General features: G+C 69.7%; 26 protein-coding genes and 1 tRNA gene. 9 read left to right on the top strand and 18 right to left on the bottom strand.

Features of this window, described 5'->3' with window-relative positions; all coding sequences use genetic code 11:
- Positions 1 to 222: 222 nt before the first annotated feature.
- Positions 223 to 1,872, bottom strand: a complete 1,650-nt coding sequence (locus tag ACFY1H_RS10650; RefSeq protein WP_386946027.1) for a thiamine pyrophosphate-binding protein — start codon at positions 1,870 to 1,872, stop codon at positions 223 to 225.
- A 129-nt stretch (positions 1,873 to 2,001) separates the two neighbouring features.
- Between ACFY1H_RS10650 and ACFY1H_RS10645 the strand changes: the two genes are divergently transcribed.
- From ACFY1H_RS10645 to ACFY1H_RS10630, 4 genes are all read left to right on the top strand, one after another.
- Positions 2,002 to 3,282 (top strand): hydroxyacid-oxoacid transhydrogenase, encoded by a 1,281-nt coding sequence (locus tag ACFY1H_RS10645; RefSeq protein WP_386946857.1) that lies wholly within the window; start codon positions 2,002 to 2,004, stop codon positions 3,280 to 3,282.
- Positions 3,276 to 3,689, top strand: a complete 414-nt coding sequence (locus tag ACFY1H_RS10640; RefSeq protein WP_366577613.1) for a thioesterase family protein — start codon at positions 3,276 to 3,278, stop codon at positions 3,687 to 3,689. The genes ACFY1H_RS10645 and ACFY1H_RS10640 overlap by 7 nt, the downstream gene beginning before the upstream one ends.
- A gap of 100 nt (positions 3,690 to 3,789) precedes the next feature.
- Positions 3,790 to 4,413 (top strand): isochorismatase family cysteine hydrolase, encoded by a 624-nt coding sequence (locus tag ACFY1H_RS10635; protein ID WP_366577611.1) that lies wholly within the window; start codon positions 3,790 to 3,792, stop codon positions 4,411 to 4,413.
- Positions 4,414 to 4,630: 217 nt separating this feature from the next.
- Positions 4,631 to 5,845, top strand: a complete 1,215-nt coding sequence (locus ACFY1H_RS10630) for a cytochrome P450 (protein ID WP_366577609.1) — start codon at positions 4,631 to 4,633, stop codon at positions 5,843 to 5,845.
- On the opposite strand, the gene ACFY1H_RS10625 is transcribed toward ACFY1H_RS10630, so the two are convergent.
- The 7 genes from ACFY1H_RS10625 to ACFY1H_RS10595 all read right to left on the bottom strand — a co-directional run bounded on the left by ACFY1H_RS10625 (position 5,846) and on the right by ACFY1H_RS10595 (position 12,527).
- On the bottom strand, positions 5,846 to 7,096 hold the full coding sequence (locus ACFY1H_RS10625) for a cytochrome P450 (RefSeq protein WP_366577607.1): 1,251 nt from the start codon (positions 7,094 to 7,096) through the stop codon (positions 5,846 to 5,848).
- Positions 7,093 to 7,623, bottom strand: a complete 531-nt coding sequence (locus ACFY1H_RS10620; RefSeq protein ID WP_366577912.1) for an ATP/GTP-binding protein — start codon at positions 7,621 to 7,623, stop codon at positions 7,093 to 7,095. Before ACFY1H_RS10620 ends, ACFY1H_RS10625 begins: the two co-directional genes overlap by 4 nt.
- A gap of 52 nt (positions 7,624 to 7,675) precedes the next feature.
- Entirely contained in the window at positions 7,676 to 8,035 is a 360-nt protein-coding gene (locus tag ACFY1H_RS10615; protein ID WP_386946024.1) for a DUF742 domain-containing protein, read from the bottom strand.
- Positions 8,032 to 8,445, bottom strand: coding sequence for a roadblock/LC7 domain-containing protein (locus ACFY1H_RS10610; protein ID WP_366577603.1), 414 nt, complete (start codon positions 8,443 to 8,445; stop codon positions 8,032 to 8,034). Before ACFY1H_RS10610 ends, ACFY1H_RS10615 begins: the two co-directional genes overlap by 4 nt.
- Before the next feature lie 67 nt (positions 8,446 to 8,512).
- The gene (locus tag ACFY1H_RS10605; protein ID WP_386946022.1) at positions 8,513 to 9,964 is read right to left on the bottom strand and encodes an ATP-binding protein; all 1,452 of its coding nucleotides are present in this window, start codon (positions 9,962 to 9,964) and stop codon (positions 8,513 to 8,515) included.
- 494 nt (positions 9,965 to 10,458) lie between these two features.
- Entirely contained in the window at positions 10,459 to 11,670 is a 1,212-nt protein-coding gene (locus ACFY1H_RS10600) for a glycosyltransferase 87 family protein (RefSeq protein ID WP_386946021.1), read from the bottom strand.
- 149 nt (positions 11,671 to 11,819) lie between these two features.
- Positions 11,820 to 12,527, bottom strand: coding sequence for a LysR substrate-binding domain-containing protein (locus ACFY1H_RS10595; protein ID WP_386946019.1), 708 nt, complete (start codon positions 12,525 to 12,527; stop codon positions 11,820 to 11,822).
- 37 nt (positions 12,528 to 12,564) lie between these two features.
- Between ACFY1H_RS10595 and ACFY1H_RS10590 the strand changes: the two genes are divergently transcribed.
- The 4 genes from ACFY1H_RS10590 to ACFY1H_RS10575 all read left to right on the top strand — a co-directional run bounded on the left by ACFY1H_RS10590 (position 12,565) and on the right by ACFY1H_RS10575 (position 14,616).
- The gene (locus ACFY1H_RS10590; protein ID WP_386946017.1) at positions 12,565 to 12,936 is read left to right on the top strand and encodes a DUF5997 family protein; all 372 of its coding nucleotides are present in this window, start codon (positions 12,565 to 12,567) and stop codon (positions 12,934 to 12,936) included.
- Between the two features lie 116 nt (positions 12,937 to 13,052).
- Entirely contained in the window at positions 13,053 to 13,856 is an 804-nt protein-coding gene (locus tag ACFY1H_RS10585) for a metalloregulator ArsR/SmtB family transcription factor (protein ID WP_386946015.1), read from the top strand.
- Positions 13,853 to 14,440, top strand: a complete 588-nt coding sequence (locus ACFY1H_RS10580; protein ID WP_386946013.1) for a dihydrofolate reductase family protein — start codon at positions 13,853 to 13,855, stop codon at positions 14,438 to 14,440. The genes ACFY1H_RS10585 and ACFY1H_RS10580 overlap by 4 nt, the downstream gene beginning before the upstream one ends.
- A gap of 100 nt (positions 14,441 to 14,540) precedes the next feature.
- Positions 14,541 to 14,616: transfer RNA gene (locus ACFY1H_RS10575), tRNA-Lys, on the top strand.
- A gap of 11 nt (positions 14,617 to 14,627) precedes the next feature.
- Here the strand turns inward: ACFY1H_RS10575 and ACFY1H_RS10570 are convergent.
- A complete protein-coding gene (locus tag ACFY1H_RS10570; protein WP_386946011.1) occupies positions 14,628 to 15,125 on the bottom strand; it encodes a contact-dependent growth inhibition system immunity protein in 498 nt (165 codons plus the stop codon).
- A 376-nt stretch (positions 15,126 to 15,501) separates the two neighbouring features.
- On the opposite strand from ACFY1H_RS10570, the gene ACFY1H_RS10565 reads away from it, so the two are divergent.
- Positions 15,502 to 16,764 (top strand): MFS transporter, encoded by a 1,263-nt coding sequence (locus tag ACFY1H_RS10565; protein ID WP_386946009.1) that lies wholly within the window; start codon positions 15,502 to 15,504, stop codon positions 16,762 to 16,764.
- Here the strand turns inward: ACFY1H_RS10565 and ACFY1H_RS10560 are convergent.
- The 9 genes from ACFY1H_RS10560 to ACFY1H_RS10520 form a co-directional block, all read right to left on the bottom strand.
- Positions 16,761 to 17,627: a GNAT family N-acetyltransferase gene (locus tag ACFY1H_RS10560; RefSeq protein ID WP_386946007.1), complete on the bottom strand. Its 867-nt coding sequence runs from the start codon at positions 17,625 to 17,627 to the stop codon at positions 16,761 to 16,763. The two genes, ACFY1H_RS10565 and ACFY1H_RS10560, sit on opposite strands and share 4 nt — an antisense overlap.
- Before the next feature lie 7 nt (positions 17,628 to 17,634).
- Positions 17,635 to 18,090 (bottom strand): AraC family transcriptional regulator, encoded by a 456-nt coding sequence (locus tag ACFY1H_RS10555; RefSeq protein WP_386946855.1) that lies wholly within the window; start codon positions 18,088 to 18,090, stop codon positions 17,635 to 17,637.
- A gap of 178 nt (positions 18,091 to 18,268) precedes the next feature.
- A complete protein-coding gene (locus ACFY1H_RS10550; protein ID WP_386946005.1) occupies positions 18,269 to 19,243 on the bottom strand; it encodes a GlxA family transcriptional regulator in 975 nt (324 codons plus the stop codon).
- The gene (locus ACFY1H_RS10545; protein WP_386946003.1) at positions 19,240 to 20,598 is read right to left on the bottom strand and encodes an MFS transporter; all 1,359 of its coding nucleotides are present in this window, start codon (positions 20,596 to 20,598) and stop codon (positions 19,240 to 19,242) included. The genes ACFY1H_RS10550 and ACFY1H_RS10545 overlap by 4 nt, the downstream gene beginning before the upstream one ends.
- A gap of 221 nt (positions 20,599 to 20,819) precedes the next feature.
- Positions 20,820 to 21,260 carry a nitroreductase family deazaflavin-dependent oxidoreductase gene (locus tag ACFY1H_RS10540; RefSeq protein WP_386946001.1) on the bottom strand — a complete coding sequence of 147 codons (441 nt, stop codon included), beginning with the start codon at positions 21,258 to 21,260 and terminating at the stop codon, positions 20,820 to 20,822.
- 101 nt (positions 21,261 to 21,361) lie between these two features.
- On the bottom strand, positions 21,362 to 21,964 hold the full coding sequence (locus tag ACFY1H_RS10535) for a TetR/AcrR family transcriptional regulator (protein ID WP_386946000.1): 603 nt from the start codon (positions 21,962 to 21,964) through the stop codon (positions 21,362 to 21,364).
- A 156-nt stretch (positions 21,965 to 22,120) separates the two neighbouring features.
- Positions 22,121 to 22,825 (bottom strand): GAF and ANTAR domain-containing protein, encoded by a 705-nt coding sequence (locus ACFY1H_RS10530; protein ID WP_366577581.1) that lies wholly within the window; start codon positions 22,823 to 22,825, stop codon positions 22,121 to 22,123.
- A gap of 118 nt (positions 22,826 to 22,943) precedes the next feature.
- Positions 22,944 to 23,663 (bottom strand): glutamine amidotransferase, encoded by a 720-nt coding sequence (locus tag ACFY1H_RS10525; RefSeq protein WP_386945998.1) that lies wholly within the window; start codon positions 23,661 to 23,663, stop codon positions 22,944 to 22,946.
- Positions 23,660 to 24,202, bottom strand: a complete 543-nt coding sequence (locus tag ACFY1H_RS10520; RefSeq protein WP_386945996.1) for a helix-turn-helix domain-containing protein — start codon at positions 24,200 to 24,202, stop codon at positions 23,660 to 23,662. Before ACFY1H_RS10520 ends, ACFY1H_RS10525 begins: the two co-directional genes overlap by 4 nt.
- Between the last annotated feature and the right edge of the window lie 70 nt (positions 24,203 to 24,272).

Below are 24,272 nucleotides of genomic sequence, written 5' to 3'. Positions count from 1 at the left end.
ACAGAAACCGGCTGTTCCCGTCCGGACCAGACCACTGAATCGGTAACCCTCGCGCCACGGAAGCTGATCCGTGTGCGCGGCGCGTCCCGATATGACCGTGCATGTGACTCTGCCGGATCCCGGTTCTCCCGCGAACCCCTGGGAACACCGCCAGGCTACCGGAGCCACCCCCCTGCGGCCACTGAACTTTCCCGGCGTTTCCTGTTGCGCGCCGGAGGAAAATCACTGCCCGGGCGATTGCGGGCGAACCGCGCTCAGCAAAGTGCTCAGGCGGACGTCCGGCGTTACGACGTCCGGGTCCGTCCTCACATCGATCACACACGGACGCTGGCGCACCAACGCACTCGCGACGATCGCTTCGAGCTCTTCGCGATCGTCCACCGTGTACCCGGCAGCGCCGAGCCCGCGCGCCCACGACGCGAAGTCCGTGAGCGGAATCGTGACGCCCGAGAGCCGCCCGTGTGCACGGGCCTGGTGCATGGCCAATGCCCCGTGGACGCCGTTCTGAAACACGACCACCATCACCGGCGCGCGGTAGCGGACGGCGGTCTCGATCTCCTGGCCCGTCATGAGGGTGCCGGCGTCGCCGACCATCGCGACGACGGCGCGGCGCGGTTCGGCGAGCTTGGCCGCGATGGCGGCGGGCACGGCGTAGCCCATGGCCGCGTTGCTCGGGCCGAGCTGGCTGCGCGGTGCGGTGAAGCACCAGTAGCGGTGCATGAACTGCGCGAAGTTGCCCGCGTCACTCGTGACGATCGTGTCCTCGGGCGCGAGCTTGCGCAGGGCGCGGATCACGTCGACGGGGTGCACGCGCGTGTTGCCGCTCGTGTCGGGCGGGGTCATGAAGGTGTGCACGGCGGCGTTGGCCGCCGATGCCCGACGCGTGCGCGGCGTCGCGATCGTGCGCAGCTCACGCAGGAACGGCTCGACCTCGGAGTCGACGCGGAAGGTGAGGCCGCGGCGACGCTGCTCGTCGATACCGGTGCCGACCAGTACGAGCGTCTGCTGGGCCGTCGGGTAGCGGTAACCCTGGGTGGTCACCTCGTCGAGCTGGGTGCCGAGGGCGAGCACGAGGTCGGCGCGTTCGAGGGCGTCGAGTTGACGCGCGGGGATGCCGAGGCCGAGGTGGCCGGCGTAACGCGCGTGCGTCTCGGGGAAGGCGTCCTGGCGGCGGAAGGCGTTGTAGACGGGCAGGGCGAGCTCGTCGGCGACGGCGATCAGCTCGTCGCGCGCCGAACGCGCGCGGCCGCCGACGATGACCACCGGGTAGCGGGCCTCGTCGACGAGCCCGGCGACGGCTTCGGCCGAACGGCCCAGCGTGCCCGTGACCGGCGGGCGCACCTTGGCCACCGGCTTGGCCGAGTCGTACGGCACTCCCCACGCGTCGCTGGGCACGCCGAGCACGACCGGTCCCGGACGACCTTCGCGACAGCGCGTGAGCGCTTCGGCGAGCAAGCCCGGCACCGCGTCGGGGTCTTCGGCGCGCACGCACCACTTCGCGATGGACTCGAACATCGCCGTGAGGTCGGACGTCGGCAGCTCGCCGGTGATCGTGCGGTCGAGCGCCGGCGTCTCGAGGAGGACGACCATCGGCGTCTCGTCCTGGTACGCCGTCTGCACCCCGATGGCGAGGTTCGCGGCACCCGGGCCGCGGCTCGCGAGCAGCACGGCGGGCCGTTCGGTGAGCTTGCCCTCGGCTTCGGCCATGAACGCGGCGCCCGAATCGTGGCGCGCGGAGACGAGTGTCACTTCGCGTTCGCGCTGCAACGCGTCGAGCAGCTCCAGGAACGCTTCACCGACGACCGCGTACACCCGGCGGACCTGGGCCTCGGTCAGGATGCGCACGGCCGTCTGGGCGACGGTCGCTCCCAATTGGTATCTAATGAGGAGAGCTTAGGGCGGCACGGTTCACCGCAGTCAAGTGATCTTCGGGTAATGACTGCGAAAATGGGACGAATGTCCGCTTTGACCGCCCGCTGGCAGGAAGCGAGGACCACGGCCTTGACGTCCCCCGAGCATGAAACCGTTTTCACGTATGGCGCCCCCGCGTTGAAGTACGGCACGGGATCCAGCGACGAGATCGGTTACGACCTCACGCAGTACGGCGTTCGCCGGGTACTCGTGGTCACGGATCCGACCGTCGCCGAGACGGGGTGGCCGACGCGGATCGCCTCGGGGATCGAGTCGTACGGGATCGCGACGGAGATCTTCGACGGCGTCCACGTGGAGCCGACGGACGTGAGCATGCAGAAGGCCGTGGACTTCGCGCGCGGGAGCGGGCCGTACGACGCGTTCGTCGCCGTGGGTGGCGGGTCGAGCATCGACACGGCGAAGGCGGCGAACCTGCTGACGTCCAACGAGGGCTCGCTGATGGACTACGTCAACGCGCCGGTGGGCGGCGGGCGGGCGCCGTCGAACCCGTTGAAGCCGCTCGTGGCGGTGCCGACCACGACGGGGACCGGGTCGGAGAGCACGACGGTGTGTGTGCTCGATGTGTTGTCACTGCGGGTGAAGAGCGGCATCAGCCACCTGCGGCTGCGGCCGACGCTGGCGGTCGTGGACCCGCGGTTGACGGTGACGCAGCCGGCCGGGGTGACCGCCGCGTCCGGGATGGACATCCTCTGTCACGCGGCGGAGAGCTACACGGCGAAGCCGTACACGTCGTTCGACCGGAAGAAGCCCGAGCAGCGGGTGCCGTACTGCGGGTCGAACCCGTTGGCGGACATGTTCGCGGAGAAGTCGTTGTCGTTGCTGTCGTGGGCGTTGCCCCGGGCGGTGCGCGGCGGTTCGGACCTGGAGGCGCGTGAGGCGATGGCCCTGGCGGCCACCTTCGCGGGGCTGGGGTTCGGCAACGCCGGGGTGCACATCCCGCACGCCAACGCGTACCCGATCGCGGGGCAGGTGCGGGAGTTCCACCCGGACGGCTACCCGGGCGACGAGGCGATGGTGCCGCACGGGATGGCGGTGTCGCTGACGGCGCCGGAGGCGTTCCGGTTCACGTTCTCCGCCGCACCGGAGCGCCACCTGCGGGTGGCGCGGTTGCTGGCGCCGGACTTCGAGTGGGCCGGGGACTTCGAGGACCACCTGCCGGCGGTGCTGGTGAACCTCATGCGGGAGATCGGGATTCCCGCCGGCATCGGTGCGGTGGGGTATGCCGAGTCCGATGTGGACTCGCTGGTCTCCGGGACGCTGAAGCAGCAGCGGTTGCTGGCGACGGCGCCGCGGGAGGCTTCCGAGGCCGACCTGGCCGGGATTCTGCGATCCTCGGTGCAGCTGTGGTGAGTTACCCGTTCTGGCAGACGGTTCCCTTGCGGTGGAAGGACAACGACGTCTACGGCCACGTGAACAACGTGGTGCACTACTCGTTGATGGACACGGTGATCAACACGTGGCTGATCGACCGCGGCGGGCTGGACATCGAAGCCGGCGAGGTGATCGGGCTGTGCGTGGAGTCGCGGTGCCAGTACCACGCTTCGGTGTCGTTCCCGGGGTCGTTGCGGGTCGGGCTGCGGGTGGCGCACCTCGGGCGGTCGAGCGTGCGGTACGAGATCGGGATGTACACCGCCGCCGAGGTGCTGGTGGCGGAGGGGCAGTTCGTGCACGTCTTCGTGGACCGGGAGTCGCGGCGGCCGGTCGAGGTGACGGGGAAGCTGCGGGAAGCGCTGGCGGAGCTGGCCCCGGCCGGTTGATTTTCAGCCAGTGGAAACCCTCCTGGTGGGGGTGTGGTCCGGCCGGTAGGTTCCCGACTCCCGAAGCGGCTCCCGAAGTGGCTCGACCGAGGTGGCGACTGTGCGATTCGACGAGGAAAAGCTGAACCCCGCCAAGGCGGCCGTCGTGGTGGTGGACGTGCAGAACGACTACTGCCACCCCGACGGCGCGTGTGCCCGGCGTGGTGAGGACGTGAGCGCGGCCAAGGAGATGGTCCCCCGGCTGCAGGCGCTGCTGGCCGGGGCGCGGGCGCACGGGGTGCCGGTCGTGTTCGTGCAGACGGCGCACGAGAAGGCGACCGACTCGGCGGCGTTGACCGCGCGGTCCGGCGGCCGTTCGGGGGTGGTCTGCCGGGCGGGGACGTGGGGCGCGGAGCCGTTCGAGGTGGCGCCGCTGCCAGGGGAAACCGTGGTGCTGAAGCACCGGTACAGCGGATTCGTGAACACGCGGCTGGATTCGGTGCTGCGCACGCTGCGGGCCGAGACGCTGGTGATGGCCGGCGTGAGCACGAACGTCTGCGTGGAATCGACCGCGCGGCACGGTTACATGCTCGATTACCACATCGCGTTCATGGGCGACTGCTGCGCGGCTTTCACCCAAGCCGAGCACGACGCCGCGCTGATGAACATCGACAAGTACTTCGGCGCGGTGATGGACGCCGATCAGCTGCTGAGCACGTGGGATTCGATCGCACCGAGGGGCTGAAGGCGTCCGGTCCGGTAATTCCCGGTTCGGTAATCCCGATGACCGGAAAAACTCTAGTGAGTGACGCGCGGTCCCCGATCACTACGCGCCGACACCGGACAGTGTTCGGCCGGTAATCCACCTGGAGCAGTGGTCTGCTCCAATGGCCTGAATTTTCCCCGCACACGCAACGTCCGTCGATAACGTGGATGTTCCACCGCCAGAGCGAGGGAGCTCCATGACCACGGCACGTCACGCGCCGGACATCCTTTCCGCCGAATTCGCAGCCGACCCGTATTCCGCGTACGACATCATGTTGGAAGACGAGCCCATCGTCTGGCATGAAGGTATGCAGAGCTACATCGTTTCCCGCTACGACGACGTCGCCAGGGCGTTTCGGGAGCCGGTGTTCACCACGGACAACTACAGCTGGCAGCTGGAGCCCGCGCACGGGCGCACGATCCTGCAGATGAGCGGGCGCGAGCACTCGATCCGGCGGGCGCTGGTGGTGCCGGCGTTCCGCGGCAACGAGCTGGAGCAGAAGTTCCGACCGGTGATCGAGCGGAACTCCCGTCAGCTCATCGACAGCTTCCGCGGCCGCGGCGAAGCCGACCTGGTGCAGGACTACGCGCGCCACTTCCCGATCAACGTGATCGTGGACATGCTTGGTCTGGACCAGAGCGACCACGAGCGGTTCCAGCACTGGTACACCGCGATCATCGGCTTCCTCGGCAACCTCAGCCAGGACCCCGACGTCGCCGCGGCCGGCGTGCGCACGCGCGAGGAGCTGGCCGAGTACCTGATCCCGATCATCCGGGCCCGCCGCGAAAACCTCGGCGACGACCTGCTTTCCACGCTCTGCTCGGCCGAGGTCGACGGCACGCGGATGAGCGACGAGGACATCAAGGCGTTCTGCAGCCTGCTGCTCGCCGCCGGCGGGGAGACCACCGACAAGGCGATCGCCAGCGTGTTCAAGAACCTGCTGGAAAATCCGGAGCAGCTCGCGGCCGTGCAAGCCGACCACGGACTGATCCCGAAGGCGTTCGCGGAAACGCTGCGCTACACGCCGCCGGTGCACATGATCATGCGCCAGCCCGCCGAGGACATCGAGATCTCGGGCGAGCGCGTACCGGCAGGCAGCACCGTGACCTGCCTGATCGGCGCGGCCAACCGCGACCCGCGACGGTTCGGGAACCCGAACGAGTTCGACATCTTCCGCACGGACCTTCCGACGGAGACCGCGTTCTCCGCGGCCGCGAACCACCTGTCGTTCGCGCTGGGCCGGCACTTCTGCGTCGGCGCGCTGCTGGCGAAGACGGAGATCGAGGTCGGCGTGGCGCAGCTGCTCGACGCGATGCCGAACGTGCGGCTCGCCGACAACGCGGACACCCACGAAGCGGGGGTGTTCACACGCGGGCCGTCAGCGTTGCCGGTGCGGTTCACGCCCAACTGATCAGCCCCAGCTGGCGACGTGGCTCGCGACGTACGTTGGCGTGAACGTGACGGGCAGCGACTCCAGCCCGCGCATCCACATCGACCGCTGCCACTTCAGCGACTCGTCCGGAACCGACAGCGACAGGTCGGGCAGCCGGTCGAGCAGCACCTCGACGGTCGTGCGGGCGATGACCTCCGCGACCTCGGGTGCGGGGTGCGGGCAGCCGTGTTCGCCGTGGCCGAACGACATGTGCGCGTGGTTCCCGACGGCGCCGCCGGCGAGGTCGGGGCGCACGTGCGGGTCGGCGTTCGCGGCGGCGAGGCCGAGCACGAGCAGGTCGCCGGTACGGATGCGGCGGCCGCCGAGCTGCGTGTCGCGCGTGGCGAAGCGGCCGATGAAGTTCTGGGTGGGCGTGTCGTGCCAGAGGACCTCGTTGAGGGCCTCGCCGACACTGCCGCGCCCGCCCGAGAGCGTCATCGCGAAGCGGTCGTCGGTGAGCATCAGCCGGATGGTGTTGCCGATCCAGTTGGCCGTCGGCTGCTGCGCGGCGGCCGTGACCACCAGCAGGTCCTGCACGATCTCGGCGTCGGTGAGCCCCGCGGGGTTCTGGGCCATGTGCGAAGGAACGTCGTGGCCGGGCTGCCGGTGCTTGAGCGCCAGCAGCCGGCCCATCGCCTCCTGCACGCGGCCGTACGCCGGGATCGCGTCGGGGCCGACGTCGAGGGAGATCGCGACGTCGCGCACCAGCGCCGGGGTCTCGGCCTCGGGCATGCCGTACATCTTCGCGATGGCCAGCAAGGGGATCTGCATCGCGAACTGCCTGATGAGATCGGCCTCGCCGGCGCCGGCGAACGTGTCGATCAGCCGGTCGGCGATCTGCTCGCAGTGCGCGCGCAGGTCGAACTGGTCCACTGCGGACAGTGCGTCGCCGATCGCGCCGGCGCGGCGGCGGTGCTCCAGCGCCTCGGTGAACATCACCGACGGGTTGTGCGCCACGTAGGGCAGCAGCGGCCAGTCGGCCGGCACGTTCTCCCACTGGTTCCAGCGGCGCGTGTCGCGGGCGAACAGCTGGGAGTCGCTGGTGACCTGGTGCACCTCGCGGTAGCCGCAGACCAGCCACGCGGGGACGTCGCCGTCGAGCAGCACCGGGGCGACACCGCCGTACTCCTGGCGGATCCGCCCGTACAGGGTGGCCGGATCTTCCTGGAACTGCGCGCCGTAGAGCTTGATGAAGTCCTCTGTGGACACTTCAGGCCGGTGTTCGGTCACGGCTGGTTCTCCCGGGCGGTGGACAACGAGTAGAGGTGGTCGACGAGCGAGATCAGCACCTGCTTGGACGAGTCGCGGCGGCGCGCGTCGCAGTCGATCAGGGGCACGTCGGGTGAGAGGTCCAGCGCGTCGCGGACCTGGTCGAGATCGTGGGCCGGCGGCTCGAAGTTGTTGCGCGCCACGATGAACGGCGTGCCGTGGTGCTCCAGCCGGTCGATCGCGTACCACGAGTCGGCCAGGCGGCGGGTGTCCACGAGGACCACCGCGCCGAGCGTGCCGGAGAACAGCCGGTCCCACAGGAACCAGAAGCGCTCCTGGCCGGGCGCGCCGAACAAGTACAGCACCATGCGCTCGTCGAGGCTGATGCGGCCGAAGTCGAACGCGACCGTGGTCGTGGTCTTGCCCTGCAGGCCCTGGTCGATGCCGACACCGGCCTGCGTCATCGTCTCCTCGGTGCTCAGCGGCCGGATCTCGCTGACCGACCGGACCATCGTGGTCTTGCCGACGCCGAAGCCCCCGACGATCACGATCTTCAGCCCGTCGGCGGCGGTGGCGGCCAGCGGGGCGCGAGGGGTGCGTTCAGAGATTGCGGAGTCCAACGAGCACCTTCTTGAGGAATTCGGAGTCGGGGATGGACGCGCGCTGCAGCGCCGACGAGGGGTGGCGGGCCGAGACCTTGCCGCTGTCGAGCAGATCCGTGACCAGGATCTTCACGACGCTCACCGGCAGCGAGAGCTCCGAGGAGAGCTCGACGACCGACGTCGGGTGCAGGGTGATCCGCAGGATCCGCACGTGCTCGGACTGCATCCCGGCCGACGGCGCCGACTCGGCGACGATGATCGTGACGAGGTCGAGCTCGATGTCGTCGGTGCGGCTGCGCCCGCCGGTGAGCGTGTAGAGGCGGTCGGGGTCCTCTTCCTCGACAGCGCGGCGGATCATGCCGTCGGACCGGCCTGCGCGTAGCGCGGAGCGGCGGTCAGGAACGCGCCGATCTGCTCGACCAGCTCGTCCATGTTGTGGCCGATCAGGCCGACGTCGGCGTCTTCGGCGGCGATCACCGCGAGGTGCGCGCCGATGCCGGCCTCGACGATGAACAGGATGCCGCCGTGGAACTCGGTCATCGAGTTGCGGATGCCGCCGCTGCCGTCACCGAACTCGGCCGACGCGCCGTGTGAGAGCGCCTGCACGCCCGCGGCGATCGCGGCCAGCTGGTCGGCCTTGTCGACGCTGAGGCCGGCGGTGTGGCAGAGCTTGAGGCCGTCCTTCGACAGCACCAGCGCGTGGACGGCTCCCGGCGTGTTGCCGACGAGGTTCTCCAGGAGCCATTCGAGGTTCGTGTTCTGGGTCATCGAGGATCCGGGGGCGGAAAACGCGCGCCCCCTCACTCCAATCTGGGGGTTCCGGTGCGGCAGGGGCTCAGTCGTTGTCATCGGCGTCCGCCTGCGACTCGGCCGGACTGGTGGCGACCCTGCGGGTGCGGCTCTGCTGGAACGCGCCGAACCGGGCGCCGCTGTCGCCGTGGCTGCGGTTGGTCGGCCGCGGGCCGGGGCTCGGCGCCAGCTGGCGCGACGCCGCGAGCGTCTGCCCGCGTGGGCGCTTCGGCAGGCCGCCCGACTCGCTGAGCGCGGGCTCCAGCGTGCCGCGCGTGGACTCGCGTTCCTCGACGCGCACGGCGCTGACCACCGCTTCGCGGCGCGACGGCGTGTCCAGGACCGGGTCCGAGAACGGGTCGGTGCGCGGCTGCGTGATCAGGTGGTTGGGGATGCGCAGGACCACGCCCGTGCCGCCGCGCGAGGACGGGCGGAAGAACACGTGCAGCTGGTGCTTGCGGGCGAGCTGGCCGACGACGGCGAGGCCGAGGCGCGTGCCGGAGATCGTGGTGAGGTCGAGCTTTTCGTTCTGCGCCACGGCGAGCTCGGCTCGCATGAGCGCCTGCGGCTTCATGCCGAGGCCGCCGTCCTCGATGGTGATCACGGCGCCGTTGTGGAGGTCCTCGACGTAGACGTGGACCTCTTCGGAGGGGGCGGAGAACTTGGTGGCGTTGTCCATCAGCTCGGCCAGCGCGTGCATCACGTCCTCGGCGGCGTACCCAGCAATGGCGCTGCCGCTGGTGGAGTGGATGCGGACTCGCGTGTACGCGCCGATGCGGCCCATGGCGCCGCGCAGGATGCTCTCCATGCGGATCGGCTTCGCCCAGCGGCGGCCCGAGCGCGCGCCCGTGAGCACCGCGATGGAGTCGGCGAGGCGGCCGGCCTGGGCGGTGCTGTGGTCGACCTTGAGGACCTCGCCGAGCATGTCCTCGGGGCAGTGGTTCTCCATCTCGCGCAGGTCGGCGAGGATGCTGGTGGACAGCGCCTGCACGCGGCCGGCGGCGTTCGCGCACGCGGCCGTGGCGGCGGCGCGGCGGCGTTCGCCCTGGGCGACCTCGTCGATGAACAGGCGCATGATCCGGTTCTGGAACGGGTCTTCCGGCAGCTGCGTGGAGTTGTAGACGTCGGCGGCGCTCGTGCCGTCGCGCAGGCGGTTGGCGACGGCCGGCAGGATCTGGTCGACCATCATGGAGAGCTCGAGGTTCACGGCCGTCGTGTGCCGGGCCTCGACCTCGGCCCGGTGCTCGGCGTGGCGGGCGCGCTCCTCGATCTCCGTGAGCGCCGACGACCCGCGCGTGGCGAGGTAGACGGCGACGACGAGGGCGACCCAGGTGACGGCCGCGACGACCGCGACGAGCACCCGGCTCTGCTCGGGCACCTCCAGCGTCACCCACGCCCACAGCGCACCGGCGACGACCGCCGTCACCGGGACCGCGACCGCGGCCGGGACGGCGCGCCCGCGCTGCTGCGCGTGGCGGGCGGGCAGTTGTTCCGACATGGCTTCAAGTCCTCGCGTCCGGTTGGTGGCAGGCCGTGCGCCGGGTTGGTGGTGTTGCTTGCTGTTCCGGTTCGTCGTTCTGGCTCGTTGTTCGGGCTCTTCGCTGGTTCACGGCTTTCGGCAAAAGCGCGGTTTTCGCTTCCCGCCGGTGGCGCCGCTCCCCCATGCCTGGATGACGGGACCCGGATATTAGCGCCATCACATCCAGGCTGCGAGCACCAGTGCCCTGGCGAGGTGCTAATAGGGCCTCACGGCAGTGGTTTGACGAGGGATTTCCGGCCTGTCGCCACTCTTCGCGTTTCCCGATGTGACGCTGCGTGTGATCACGGCGCACCGCGGGACCTTTCGCGCGGCCCGGGCGTTGTGCGTAGCAATTCCCCCGAACAGAGCAGTGCGTTCACCGACTCAGCCCTGGCGGGCTCGCGGCGGGGTGACCGATTGTTTGGCGCGGTCACTCGACGGGGAGGAAAATTGTTCTGTTTCGGCGGTCGCGATTATGAATTCTGTTCGGTGAGTGGGGAAAAGCGTCCGGCGGCGGTTTGCGCCGGTTCTTCGAGGCGGACCGCGGCCGGTTGCGTGACGACCAGCAGCCAGGTGAGGAAGCCGAGGGCGAGCAGGAGGTAGGAGTCGCCGACGACGTGCTGCCAGGGTGTCCAGGCGAGTTCGCGCATGTCGCTGTTGGGCAGGAAGGCGTGAGGCGCGGCGATGAACACGAGCGCGCCGGCGGCGAGGGCCGCGCCTTGGCGGGTGGTGCGGACGCGGGTGGCCAGGATGATCAGCGCCGGGGCGACCCAGACCCAGTGGTGGGACCAGGAAATCGGCGAGAGGACGAGGACGGCCGTCGCGTTGACGACGAAGGCGAGCGGCGGGTCGACGCGGCGCATCACGGCCACGGCGGCCGCGATGACGAAAGCGGAGATGCCGAGCCAGAGCACGTCGTACGCCAGCGGCGGCAGGTTGAGGCGGTGGAGCGCGCCTTCGATGGTCTGGTTGGTGGCGTAGGGCGAGCCGCTGAGGCCGGCCGCGCCGGTGAGGCCGCCGTGGAAGAAGTACTTCGCGGAGGCGGCCGGGGCGACCAGGAAACCGAGGGCGGTGGCCGCGGCGCCGGCGATCAGGGCATTGCGGGCGGAGCGGAAGTCCTTGGTGAGCAAGAAGAACAGGAGGAAACCCGCGGGGGTGACCTTGATGGCGGCCGCGATGCCGACGCCGATGCCGCGGGGCCGGCGCGGGTGGGGCATGAGGATGTCGACGGCGACGAGGGCCATCAGGACGAGGTTGATCTGCCCGAAGGAGAGCGTGGAACGGACGGGCTCGAAGGCCAGCGCGGCGACGGTGAGCGCGGTGGCCGGGAGCACGGCGTTGAGGCTCGGTTTCACGCGGCGGACGGTCGCGTAGAGCGTGACCCAGAGGGCGACGACGGAGACGAGGTCCATCAGCACTGCCGAGACGGCGAGCGGCGGGAGCGTCATGACCGTGAAGACGACGGCCGCGAACGGTGGGTAGATGAAGGGCAGAGGGGTGCCAGCGGTGGTGGCGGGGAGCTGTCCGTAGAGGTCACCGCCGTGGAGGACCGCTTCGGCGCCGAAGCGGTAGACCTGCAGGTCGACGCGGCCGAAGCTGCCGACGACGGCGAGCACTCCCCCGACGATCACCGCTGCGGCGGCAGCGAAGAGCAGTTTTCGCTTGGCGGGTTGGTCTTGCAGCATGTCCCCAGTCACCTCGTGCTCCGGTGTGCTTGATCCGGAGTCCGAGCTTGCTGGGAACGGCGTTTTTGTTGATCATCTGAACGGCCGGGGTGGGCCGGCCGTTTGGCTGGGGTTCGCGGGTGAGGTTCGGCCGAATGGCCGAGGCGGAGTCAGCCGCGGCGGCGGGGTTTGCCGCGCTTGGGAGGCTGTTGGGGTTTCTTGGGGTTCTTGGTTTTGGCTTTGGCCTTGGGTTGTTTGGGTTCCGGCGCTTTTCCGCGGGTGCTGTTGACGGTGCGGCCGCGGACGATGCCGATGAACTGTTCCATCAGGTCCGTGGTCTCGTCTTCGAGCCAGGACAACGCGACCTGGGATTCCGGGACGTCGGCGAGAGGCCGGTAGGTGAGGTCGCGGCGGTGGTGCAGCCGGGCGAGCGACTGGGGCACCACGAGCAGCCCGACGCCGGCGGCGACGAGCTCGATCGCGTCGGCCGTGGTCTCGGGCCGGTGCTCGGCGAGCTTGCCGGGCGGGTGGGGCCAGTCGAGGGTGTCGTCGTGGGGGTGGAGGAAGAGCTCGTCGGCGAGGTCTGCGAGCGTGACCTCGTCGGCGGCCGCGACGACGTGGTCCTTCGGCACGACGACCACGGTGGTCTCGATGTAGAGCGGGATCGCGTGCAGCCCGGTGCGGTCGATGGGCAGGCGCAGGAGCGCGGCGTCGACTTCGCGATCGTGGATCTTCTGGGTCGCTTCGGGTGGGTCGATCGTGTTGAGGATCAGCGGCACCTTCGGCAGGCGCTCCTGCCAGGTGCGGACCCACTTGCCGGGCGTCACGCCCGGGACGTAGCCGAGCGTGAACGAGGGCGGTGCGTCCGGGCCGGTCACGCAGGCCAGGTTACCGACGGTGGTTACCCTGGGCCCCATGACCTCGCGCAAGACCCCTCAGACGATGAAGCCCGCCACCGCCGCAAAGAAGCTCGGCGTGTACCTGGAGGCGACCCCCTCGTCGTTCCAGGAGGGCGCCGTGTCGCGCGACGAGCTCAACGCCCTGCAGACCGACCCGCCCGAATGGCTCCGCGACCTGCGCCGCAACGGCCCCCACCCGCGCCCCGTGGTGGCGGCGAAGCTGGGCATCTCCATCGGCGGCCTTTCGCGCGCGGGCCTCACCGAGCCGCTGACGACGGCCCAGATCGACGAGATCAAGGCCGCGGAGCCGGAGTGGCTGGAGCGGGAACGCGCCACGCACGCTGAGGTGCGCCGGGAGGCGGCTCGGGTGAAGGGGTCGGAAGGCTGAGTCTTCGGGCTCTGCGGACTTCTACCGGCTGATTTTTCTTGGTAAACCTGCAGGCCAGGGGTCTGTTTGCGTATATTCCTTGACAAGAATATTCTTGTCGAGGAATACTTCTCCGCATGAACGAGATCGCAGCAGCTTTGGGTGACGGGGCGCGGTGGCGCATCGTCGAGTTGCTGGCGGGGCGGCCGAGGTCCGTGGGGGAGCTTGCGGAGCTCACGGGGCTGCGTCAGCCGCAGACGACGAAGCACCTGCAGGCGCTCGCGAAGGTCGGGCTGGTGTCCGTGACGCCGCTCGGGCAGAGGCGGGTGTACGCGGTCGACGCCGTGCCGCTGAGGGCGTTCACGGATCGGCTGGAGGTCATCCTCGGCAAGGTCGAGGCGCACGCCGGCGAGCGAGACGTGCTCGAGCGGTACCGGGCGGCCGTCGAGGCCGAGACGGCGGCCGCGGATCGGGACAAGTGGGCGGACGGGCGGGAGTTCTCGTTCGAGCGCCTGGTGCCCGCGCCGCCGGACGTGGTGTGGCGGTACTGGGTGGAGCCGGCGAAGCTAGCCGGCTGGTGGGCGCCGCCGGCGTTCTCGGTGGTCGAGGTCGTGCTCGACCCGGTGCCGTGTGGCGCGGCCGTGGCGGAGTTCCGCGACGCCGAGGCCAGCTACCGGTCCGAGGGCCAGGTGCGGGAAGCCACCGAGAACGAGCGGCTCGTGTTCGACCTGGCCGTGCTGGGCGACGCGTCGTTCACGACCGAGTACGACCTGGAGCTCGACGAAGTCGCCGAAGGCACCCACCTGCGGCTCGGGCTGCGCATCACCGACACGACCGTCGAGGCGGCGCCGCACATCGCCGGCATCGCGACCGGCTGGGGCCAGGTCCTCGACAACCTCATGGACACCATCAAGACCGACACCCTGGGAGCACAGAAATGACCCGCACGGTTTCCGCCAACATCAGCATCACCCTCGACGGCCGCTACAACGGCGCGGGCGGCCCCGGCGACCTCGCCGCGATCGTCCCGTACGCCATGACGGAGGTCGCCCGCAACCACCTCGCCCGCCTCCACGACGGCGCCACCACGGCCGTCCTCGGCCGCGTGAACGCCGAAGGCTTCCTGGGCTTCTGGCCGACCGTCATCGACAACGAGGACGCCGACCCCCGCGACCGCGGCTACGCGAAGTGGCTGGTGGACACGGAAAAGGTCATCCTGTCGACCACGCTCACCGAGGCCCCATGGCCCCACGCGCGCATCGCCAACGCCCCCGCCGCCGACGTCATCGCCGACCTGAAGGCCAGCGGCGAGGGCGACATCCTGGTCAACAACAGCACCACCGTGATCAAGGCCCTCCTCCAAGCCGACCTCCTGGACCGCCTCTACCTCATGCTCACCCCCGAAATCGCCGGCGCCGGCCAACGCCTCTTCGACGACGGGCTGCCCGCCACCAAGTGGCAGCTCTCCCTGCAGGAAACCGGCGCCCTCGGCGAGATGGCCATGGTCTACGACCGGGCCCGGTGAGCCCCTGTCCACTGTGGATCCCCCACCCCACCCACAAGGTGACGAGGATCAAGGCCCACCCTGCTGATGAGACGGCGACCGCCCGCTAAACTGACCCCGCGGGCCGCTAGCTCAGTTGGTAGAGCAGGAGACTTTTAATCTTCGGGTCCAGGGTTCGAGCCCCTGGCGGCCCACCACTTTCCGCAGGTCAGAGCTCTGATTCAGTCGAACGACCTGTCTTCGTGGCGTGTTCTGCCCGAGTGTCTCGTGGGTCGCTTTCGGCGCGACGGAACTCGTCGATCTGGTGCCAGATGGTGTCGTGTGGCGCGTCGTGGTCGTCAAGGTTGCCCAAGGCTTCGACTGCTCCGATCACGGCCGACGCACGACGATGTTGGTCGGGGTGCTGCTGCCAGTACGGCTGTGGGATCTTCAGGACCGCCACGAGCAGGTCGCCGGGGTAGAAGTCGCCTTCGGAGAGTGGGCGCTGGTCGAGGCGGGACAGGGCAAGGGGCATCAGGACGTCAACGCTTTCCTGCTGAAGCAGCAGCACGCGAAGGTCTTCGGTGTCCATGGCACCGATTGGCTTCTGCCGCAGCTCGTAGACGGTTTCGACCAGCCGGGTTGCATCGGCCGGCGGGTTGCCCCAGTGACTGTTTTCGATCTGCTCGAGAGTGAGCGACTTGTCGACATCAGGACTGGTCCCCATGGCTCCTCGTGTCAACTTTCGTGGCCATCTGCTGGAAGGTGCTGTCCGCGCGAAACCCAGCGTTCACGGTAGTCGAGTAATCGGCTTGCTTCGGACAGGTCAGCCTCGGCAGTAGGGGTCTTCCGACGTCAGACGGCTCGCTAGTGCCCTCGTACTCACTTCGCAACGATCATCGACGGTTCAACCGTCGGCCGGGATGGGGTGCGTTTTCGGAAGAATGCAGTGCTCGTCTCTACGTCAGAGGAGAGACCATGAAGGGCGAGAACCGTTGTTTCCGACGATAACCGCCGCATAATCAACCCAGTCAGGAACAACCGCTGATTGTCAAGCCTGGCAATTGCAATTCTCCGCACGGTAAGATCATTCAGTGTCGAGCGTGGCGAAACAGAAAATGGGCGTGCTGTTCCGACATCGCGATTTCCGGCATTTTTGGCTGGCCGACGCGATCAGCCAAGTCGGCACAAGGGTGAGTGGCACCGCGATCTCGCTGCTGGTCGTGATCACGCTGCACGCCACGACGTTCGAGGTTTCGGTGCTGCGGACGCTGCAGACGTTGGCGTACTTACTCATCGGACTGCAGGCGGGGGCGTGGTGTGACCGGGTGCGGAATCGGCCGGTGCTGGTGGGTGCGGATTTGGGGCGGGCGGTGGCGCTGGGGTCGATTCCGGTGGCCGCGGTGTTCGGGGCGTTGACGATCTGGCAGGTGTACGCGGCGGTTTTCGTCGCGGGGGTGTTGACGGTGTTTTTCGATGTGGCGCACCAGTCGTTTCTGCCGAGGCTGGTGGCGAAAGCGGATTTGATCGAGGGGAACGCGAAGCTGAAGTTCAGCACGTCCGCGGCGGCGTTGGTGGGGCCCGGGCTCGGTGGGCTGCTCGTGCAGTGGCTGGCGGCGCCGGTGGCCGTGCTGGTAGATGCGGTGAGTTACCTGTGGTCGGCAGCGTGGTTGAGGACGGTGCGGGTGCGGGAGGTCGTCGCGCCTGAACAGCGGGAAGCGGCGTTGCGGGAGCAGATCCGGGAGGGGTTGCGGCTGGTGCTGCGTCATCCGGTGTTGCGGGCGATCGCGTTGAACAACATGGTGTCGGCGTTGTTCTCGAGCGCGTACCTGGCGATTTCGACGCTGTTCCTGGTGCGGGTGATCGGGCTGTCCGCCGGAGCGGTGGGGCTGCTGGGGAGCCTCGGCCTGGTGGGGGCGTTGCTGGGGTCGGTGCTGGCCAGGCGGCTGAGCAGGAAGGTCGGCGCGGCGCGGTTGCTGGTGACGGTCGTCGTGGTGGAGGGGCTGGCGTACCTGCTGGTCCCGCTGACCGGGCCCGGGTGGCAGCTGGCGTGGTACGTGGTGGCGGGGCTGTTCACGAGCACGTGCGTGATCATCGTGATCGTCGTGCAGGTGAGCTTCCAGCAGACGCTGTGCCCGGATCACCTGCTCGGCCGCATGAACGCGACGATGAACTTCCTCTACTGGGGCGCCGCGCCGGTCGGCAGCCTGCTCGCGGGCGTGCTCGCGACCGGGATCGGGTTGCGGCCGATGCTGTGGGTGGCGGGCGGCGGGATGCTGCTGGCCGCGGTGCCGCTCGTCTTGTCGCCGTTGCGGAGGATGGTCGATCTGCCCGCGGGTGAGGTGAGCGAGACGTCGCCGAGCTAGGCGGGGCGGTAGCGGTCGTGGATTTCGGGCAGGGCCTCGAAGCCCGCGGACCGGTAGGTGGCCACCGCGCCCGTGTTGGAGCTCAGCGTGTAGACGAGGGCGCTCGACGACCCCAGCGACCGGAGGGTGGCGGCCGCGGCGACGGTGATCGCGCGACCGTAGCCCTGGTGGCGGTGGTCGCGGTGGACGCCGAGGGGTTCGATGAGGCCGGGGCGACCGGGGCCGGCCGACCAGACCGTGATGGCGGCGACCGGGGTCCCGTGGGGGTCGGCGGCGAGGAGACAACGGGCGTCGGCGTAGGGGGCGCCCGCGGCCATCGTGTGCCAGGCGTCGGTGGTGAACGTCGACGCGGTGAAGGCGGCACGTTGGACGGCGGCGCGCGCGGTCGCTTGCGGCGGGCCGACGATCTCGAAGCGCACACCGGGCGCCTCCATCGGGGCCGAAAGGTCGCGGCGAAGCGGGGTCCACGGCTCGTCGAGCGGCCAGCCGGCGTCGGCGAGCAGGCCGTGGAGCAGGGCGTCGGCGGGGACCTCCAGGTTGACGCGGCCCGCGGGGAGGACGCCCCGATGAGGCGAGGTGACGTCGGCGAAGAGCCGCTGGGCCAGGCCGTCGTCGCGACGGGTGTCGGGCGACGTGGTGAGGCGCAGCAGTGTGGGGCCGTCCTGAAGACCGACGGCGACGAGCCGCCCGGCGCGGCGCCAGGTGCGCAGGGCCTCGGCCGTCCGCGCAGCGCCGGCGCGCCAGAACCAGCCCACGTCACCCGGGTGGAGCTGCCACGGGGCGCGGTCGCGCTGCCACCCGCGCAGCGCGTCCACGACCTCGGGCAGCTCAGCGACGGCCGGGGCGCTCAGCACGATCGACATGGCCCGATCAGACAAGACCACGCAGACAGCGGCAAACGATTAACTCAGCCGCCAGTACTGGTGAACCGCCTCGCGAAAGGCTCGGTGGTCGCCCGAACCGGCAGGCGAAAGCGCGCCGCAACAACGTCCGAGCGAACCTGACCTCGCGCGCAATGGTGGCGATCGGAAGGCCGCTGGGGCCACACCGAACCGGCGGGCGAACCCGCGGCCCAACGACGACGGCGAACCCGCCCAGCGCACGATGGCCGCAACGGCATCGTCGAACGATCCACTCGGCCACCCGCGCTGGTGCAACGCTCCCGAAAGCCGCCGGGGTCACGCCGAACTCACGGGCGAAAGCCCGCCGCAACGACGACGGCGAACCAAAACCGACCTCGTGCGCACTGGTGGCGATCGCGCCGTCGCCCGACCAACTCAGCCGCCAGTGCCGGTGAGCGCTCGCGGAAGGTCGTGGGGGTCGCACCGAACCGGCGGGCGAACGCACGGCCCAACGACGACGCGAACCCGACCAGCGCACGATGGTCGCAACGGCATCGTCGAACGATCAGCTCAACCCCGCGCCGGGGCAACGTTCTCGAAAGCCGCGCGCGTCATACCGAACTCACGTGCACTGGCGGCGAGCAGACCGTCGAACAACCAACTCAACCCCCCGTGCTGGCGAACCGCTCCCGAAAAGCCGTAGGCGTCACACCAAACTCACGCGCAAAAGCGCGACGCAACGAAGCCGGCGAGCCGAACCCGACCTGGCGCGCGATGGTGGCGATGGCGTCGTCGCAGGATTCGAGGCGGGATTTGGCGGCTTCGATGCGGAGTTGTTCGACGTAGTGGGCCGGGGTGGTGTCGAGTTCGTCGCGGAAGAGGCGGTTGAGGTGGCGGACGCTGAGGCCGGCCGTGCGGGCCATGCTGGCGAGCGAGTGGGGCGCCGCGGGGTTGGCGGTGATGGTGTCGAGGAGTTTGCGCAGTGGCTCGTGGCGCGGGTGTGTGATCCTCGATCGGACGCTGAACTGCGACTGCCCGCCCGGGCGCTGCATGAACACGACCATGTCCTTCGCGGCGGCGCGTGCGACGTCGGCGCCGAACTGGCGTTCCACCAGGGCCAACGTCAGGTCGATGCCGGCGCTGACGCCTGCGGACGTGACGACCTTGCCGTCCCACACGAAGAGGGCGTCGGGGTCGACGGTTGTCGTCGGGAAGCGCGTGGCGAGTTCGCCGGTGAAGCGCCAGTGCGTGGTGGCGCGGCGGCCGTCGAGCAGGCCCGCGGCGCCGAGGAGGAAGGCGCCGGCGCAGATCGACGCGACGCAGCCCGCCCGAGCTGCGAGGGCGCGCACCGCGTCGACCATCGGCGGTTCGAAGGCGCTCGACGCCCAGTCCGCGCCGCCCGCGACGAGGAGGACGTCGCAGGTGCCGGTGACGTCGGCGATGCGGCCGTCGACCGCCAGCGCGGTGCCGTTGGACGTCGCCGCGGGGTGGCCGTCGGGTGAGACGACCGTGATGTCGTAGCGCGCGCCGAAGTCGTTGGCGGTGGTGAGGACTTCCAGCGGCCCGGTGAGGTCGAGCAGCCGGACGCCGTCGTAGGCCAGCACCACGACCCGGCGCGCACCGTTCGACGCGCTCACCCGCCACCTCCGTTCAGGGTCGGTTTCGATGCTAGCCGCGGCTTCGGCAGGAAGACGGCCGCGACCAGCGCGGTGAAGGCCATCAGACCCGCGGTGACGGCGAAACTCAGCGCGTAACCACCGGCGGCGGCATGGGCGCCGTCGGCCCCGGACGAAAGCAGCGAACGGGTGTGCGCGTCACCGACCGCGACGAGCGTGGCCAGGCCCAGGGCCATGCCGATCTGCTGGGACGTGTTGTTGATTCCGCTGGCCGTACCCGCGTCGGCGCCCGTGGTGCCGTCGACGCTGGCGATCATCCCCGAGATCACCGCGAAGCCGGCGCCGAGCGGGAAAAGCAGCATGCCGATGAGAACGTCACGGACATAGGAACCACCGACGTCCACGCCCGCGAACATCACGAACGCGGCGGTGAGCAGCAGCAGGCCGAGCACCATGACCGCGCGCTGGCCGATGCGCGGGATGAGCCGGGCCGTGAGCCAGCCGGTGAGCATGAACAACGGGCCGATCGGCAGGAACGACAACCCGGAGTACAGGGCGTTCAGGCCGGCGACCTGTTGCAGGTACAGCGCCATCGTGAAGAACAGCACCCCCATGGCCGCGCTGAACGTCAGCAACACGAAGTTGCCGATCGCGCGGCGCCGGGAAAGCAGGAAACCCAGTGGCACCAACGGGTTGCTCGCCTTCGACTGCCACCAGCCGAACACGAGGACCAGCACTACACCCACCACCGCGGCCCACCGGCCGGCGGACGCGAGCAGGCCGTAGACGATCAGGGTCAGGCCCACGGTCGCGAGCACGGCGCCCGCGATGTCAGGACGGCCGCGCCGCGGGCTCCGGCTTTCCGGCACCAACGCGGGCGCGCACACGAAAGCGACCACCGCGATCGGCAGGTTCACGAAAAACACCCAGCGCCACGACAGGTACGTGACCAGCACGCCGCCCAGCACCGCACCGAGCGCGGCGCCCAAACCGCGCAGCACGCCCCACGTCGACAGCGCGCGGGCGCGTTCGGCGGGTTCGGTGAACAGCACCGTGACCAGCGACAACGCGGCGGGCGCCACCAACGCGCCGCCGACACCCTGGAGCACGCGGCTCACGACGAGCATCGCCGGCGTCACCGCCACGCCGCCGATCGCCGACGCCACCGCGAACAACGCGAGCCCCGCCAGGAACACGCGGCGCCGCCCGAGCGCGTCGGCGATCCGCCCGCCCAACAGCAGGAGACCGCCGAACGGGAGCGTGTAGCCGTTGACCACCCACGAAAGCCCGACGTGGGAGAAGGCGAGGTCGTGCTGGATCGGGGCGAGCGCGACGTTGACGACGGTGGTGTCCAGCAACAACATCAGTTGCGCCACGGCGAGGACGATCAGCCCCCACCACCGCCTCCGGGCGGCAGTGGGGGACGCCGTGCTGGGCAACGCTGAGGACATCGAAGGCACTCCCAAGACACTCCACGGGCCGGCGCTGATCGCCGGCCCGTGGGTTCCAACTGCCACCGATGCCCGGGCGATGGTCCAGAACGTGCCGTGCGACGGGCAGTTCTGGCCACCGTCACCCGCGACGAAGTCGAGAGCGCTCAGGCCTCGATCGGGCTGAGGACGAAGATCGGCATCTTGCGGGTGGTCTTGGTCTGGTACTCGGCGTAGTCGGGCCACACCTCAACTGCGCGGTCGTACCAGGTGGCGTACTCGGCGTCGTGGACTTCGCGGGCCTCGTAGTCCTTCTTGACGGGGCCGTCCTGCAGCTCGACGTGGGGGTTCGCGACGACGTTGTAGTACCAGACCGGGTTCTTCGGCGCGCCGCCGAGCGAGGCGACCACGGCGTACTCGCCGTCGTGCTCGACGCGCATCAGCGGGGTCTTGCGGAGCTTCCCGGTCTTGGCACCCACCGAGGTCAGCACGATGACGGGCTTGCCCTGGTTGTCCGTGCCGTCCTGGCCACCGGACTTCTCGATCAGCTCCGCCTGGTCACGGCTGAAATCGAAGGGGCTCGGCTCGTATTCGCCGGTCAGCGGCATGTCCGCACCTTTCGTATCGGGGGCCTCGCCCTGAGACCCTTAAACGGACTATACCCCGCTTCGCCGAGTGGACGTGACCGCGGCAACACCGACGGTGAAGATCAGCCGCAGACGCGTTCGACCAGGGTTTTCCAGCCGGCCGCGAGATCCCGCGGCATGGTGGCGGGGGCGGTGCCGTCCGGGGCGCGCAAGTAGAGCAGGAGCGGGCCTTCGAGCGCGGCCGTCAGCTGCAGGGCCAGCGCGTGGACTCCCGGGACGTCGGGGCAGGCCTCGCGCAGCAGCATCTGCAGGTGGAACAGCGACGGGCTCGCCGAGACCGGGATGGGCTGCCCCGGGTCGAGTGCCGCGCGGGCCAGCACCGTGTGCTCGATGAGGAACGCCATGCGCGCGTGGCCGAAGGCGACGAGGCGTTCGACGGCGGGCGCGCCCGGACCCAGCGGCGGCGGGCCGTTGAGCACGCGCTCCTGGAACGCCGTCTCCTCCACGTCGAGCAGCGCGAGAAAGATGCCGGCGCGCGTGCCGAAGCGGCGGAAGACGGTGCCCTTGCCGAGGCCGGCGCGCTCGGCGAGGCCGTCCATCGTGACCTTGTCGGCGCCGAGTTCGTCGACCATCGCGCGCGCGACCTCGATCAGGTGCGCGCGGTTGCGGGCCGCGTCGGCGCGCTCCTCGCGCGGGCCGCCCAGGGGGATCGCGATGGGTTCCACGACCGGCACGCTACCCGTCGCGGGTCACCCAGCTCCACGGTCTCGCAGTGCGACTCGGACGTGCGCACCCGGCTGAGCCGCACAGGAATCGCGGCTGCGCGGGAATGTCCGGTCGATCCGGTGGTACCGGTTTCGCCGGCGCCGCGGCGGGATGGGTCAGCGGTCGGACACCGTGGTCACGAAACGCGTGGCGATGTCGCGGAGTTTCGTGTTGGTCGTCTGCGATTCGGTGATCAGGCGTTGCATGGCTTCGTCCGCGGTGATGCGGTGGATGGCCATGAGCATGCCCTTCGCCTGTTCGATCACGGCGCGCGACTGCATCGCGTGGTCGAGCTGTTCGGCGCGGCCGCGGGCGGCGCGGTAGCGGTGGTGGGTGCGAAGGCCGAAGGCGACCATGGTGACGTAGACCTTGAGCAGCTGGCTGTCGAGCTCGCGGAAGCCGTGGTCGCCGAAGCCGAAGAGGTTGAGGGCGCCGGAGAGCTCCTCGTCGATGCGCAGCGGGGCCGCGAGGTAGCTGCCGAGGCCGAATTCCTTGGCGACGTCGGTGAACTCGGGCCAGCGGTAGTCCGCGGCGGGCAGCGACAGGCGCACGATCTCGCCCGTGTCGGCGGCCTGCAGGCAAGGGCCTTCGCCGGCGGCGTACTGCGCGGCGTCGACCTGGGTGGCACGCGGGTCGGTGGTCGCGGCGGTCTCGCCCTTGCCCGAGCGGATCACGGTCACGCTGGCCAAGTCGGCGCCCGGCACGGCGCGCACGGCTTCCGCGCAGATCACCTCGAAGAGCGCGGTTCCCTGCTCGTCGTCCTCGAGCGCGCGGGTGAGCCCGTGCATGGCCTCGGTGAGCTCGTCGAGCTCTTCCGACATCTTCGTCTCCTCATCCACTCCGCCTGTTCTCCTGTCGTGCCCGTGCAGGCGGGTTCCGATCCCGCCGGCCTCCGTGAAGCCGCTGGGATCCCAACGGAACTTTCCCGATTTTACCTGGTCACGCGAGACCGGCGAGCATCTCTTCGGCTTCGTCGAGCCACGACGCGAAGACGGTTCGCGCCGCGCGGGCCAAGGCCGAGCCATGGGTAGCGGCGTCGGCGCGGAGGGTGCGGGGATCGACGCCCGCGGCGGCCAGTTCCGCACTGTGGCCGATGAGCCAGGGTTCGAGGCGGGTGTGGTCGGCCTCCAGGTGGAACTGGAGGGCGAGGGTGCCCGGGGCGGGGCTGAAGGCCTGGTGCGGGAAGCCCGGGGTTTCGGCCAGCGTCGTCGAGCCGGCGGGGATGGCGAACTGGTCGCCGTGCCAGTGCAGGACCGGGACACCGTCCAAAGGAGACAGAACGGAGTCGCGGCCGGCGGGGGTCAAGGTCAGCGGGGCGTAGCCGATTTCCTTCTTGCCCGTCGGGGTGACGTCGGCGCCGAGGGCGGCGGCGATGAGCTGGGCGCCGAGGCAGATGCCCAGGGTGGGGCGGCCCGTCGAGAGCCGCGCGGCGATCGCGGTGAGTTCGGCCGACAGGTTGGGGTACAACGCGGTGTCGCCGACGCCGATGGGGCCGCCGAGGACGACCACGAGGTCCGGGGCGGACAACAGCTCCGGCGTGATCGGGTCGACGCCGGCTTCGAGGTAGTCGACGGTGTAGCCGTGGGCCAGCAGCAGCGGTTCGAGAACGCCGAGGTCCTCGAAAGCCACGTGTCGCACCGCCAACGCGCGCCTGGTCACGGTTGCTCCTCCGGGGCCGCGATCACCACGAGCACCTCGGCGGGCTCGGCGCTGATCGACTTGACATAGTGGGGAATCCCGCCGCGGAAGTACACCGAGTCGCCCGCGGCCAGGCGTTCCGTGCGGTCCGGGAAGCGCATCTCGATCTCACCGGAGCGCACGAGGATGAGCTCGTCGCCGGAGTGGGCGCGGTAGAGGCACTCGACCTCGTCGGTCGGCGGGTAGATGAGGAACGGCAGCATCTGCTTGCCGACCACGCCGCCGGCGAGGTACACAAAGCTCGAGCCGGAGTCGGGGACCGTCGGGTCCGCAGCGGCGCCGGCGCGGCGGACTTCGAGGTTGGCGCTGTCCTGCGCGTCGCCGAAGAGCTGGGTGACGTCGACGCCCAGGGCCTCCGCGAGGCCGATCGCGACGGCGATGGAGGGCGTGCTGTTTCCCCGCTCCACTTTGGACAGATACGACTTGGTGAGGCCCGTCCGGCGGGCGAGCTCGTCGAGCGTCCAGCCGCGTTCCCGGCGCAGCATCCGCAGGGTCCTCACGTGTCGAAGCCTCTCACCTGGTCGATGTCTCATAATGATACACGGTTGACGATAGGAAACCTTGTGTCAT

It is taken from the genome of Amycolatopsis sp. NPDC001319 (assembly GCF_042896185.1).
Classification (GTDB): domain Bacteria; phylum Actinomycetota; class Actinomycetes; order Mycobacteriales; family Pseudonocardiaceae; genus Amycolatopsis.
This window is presented reverse-complemented; position numbering and strand designations above follow the sequence as displayed.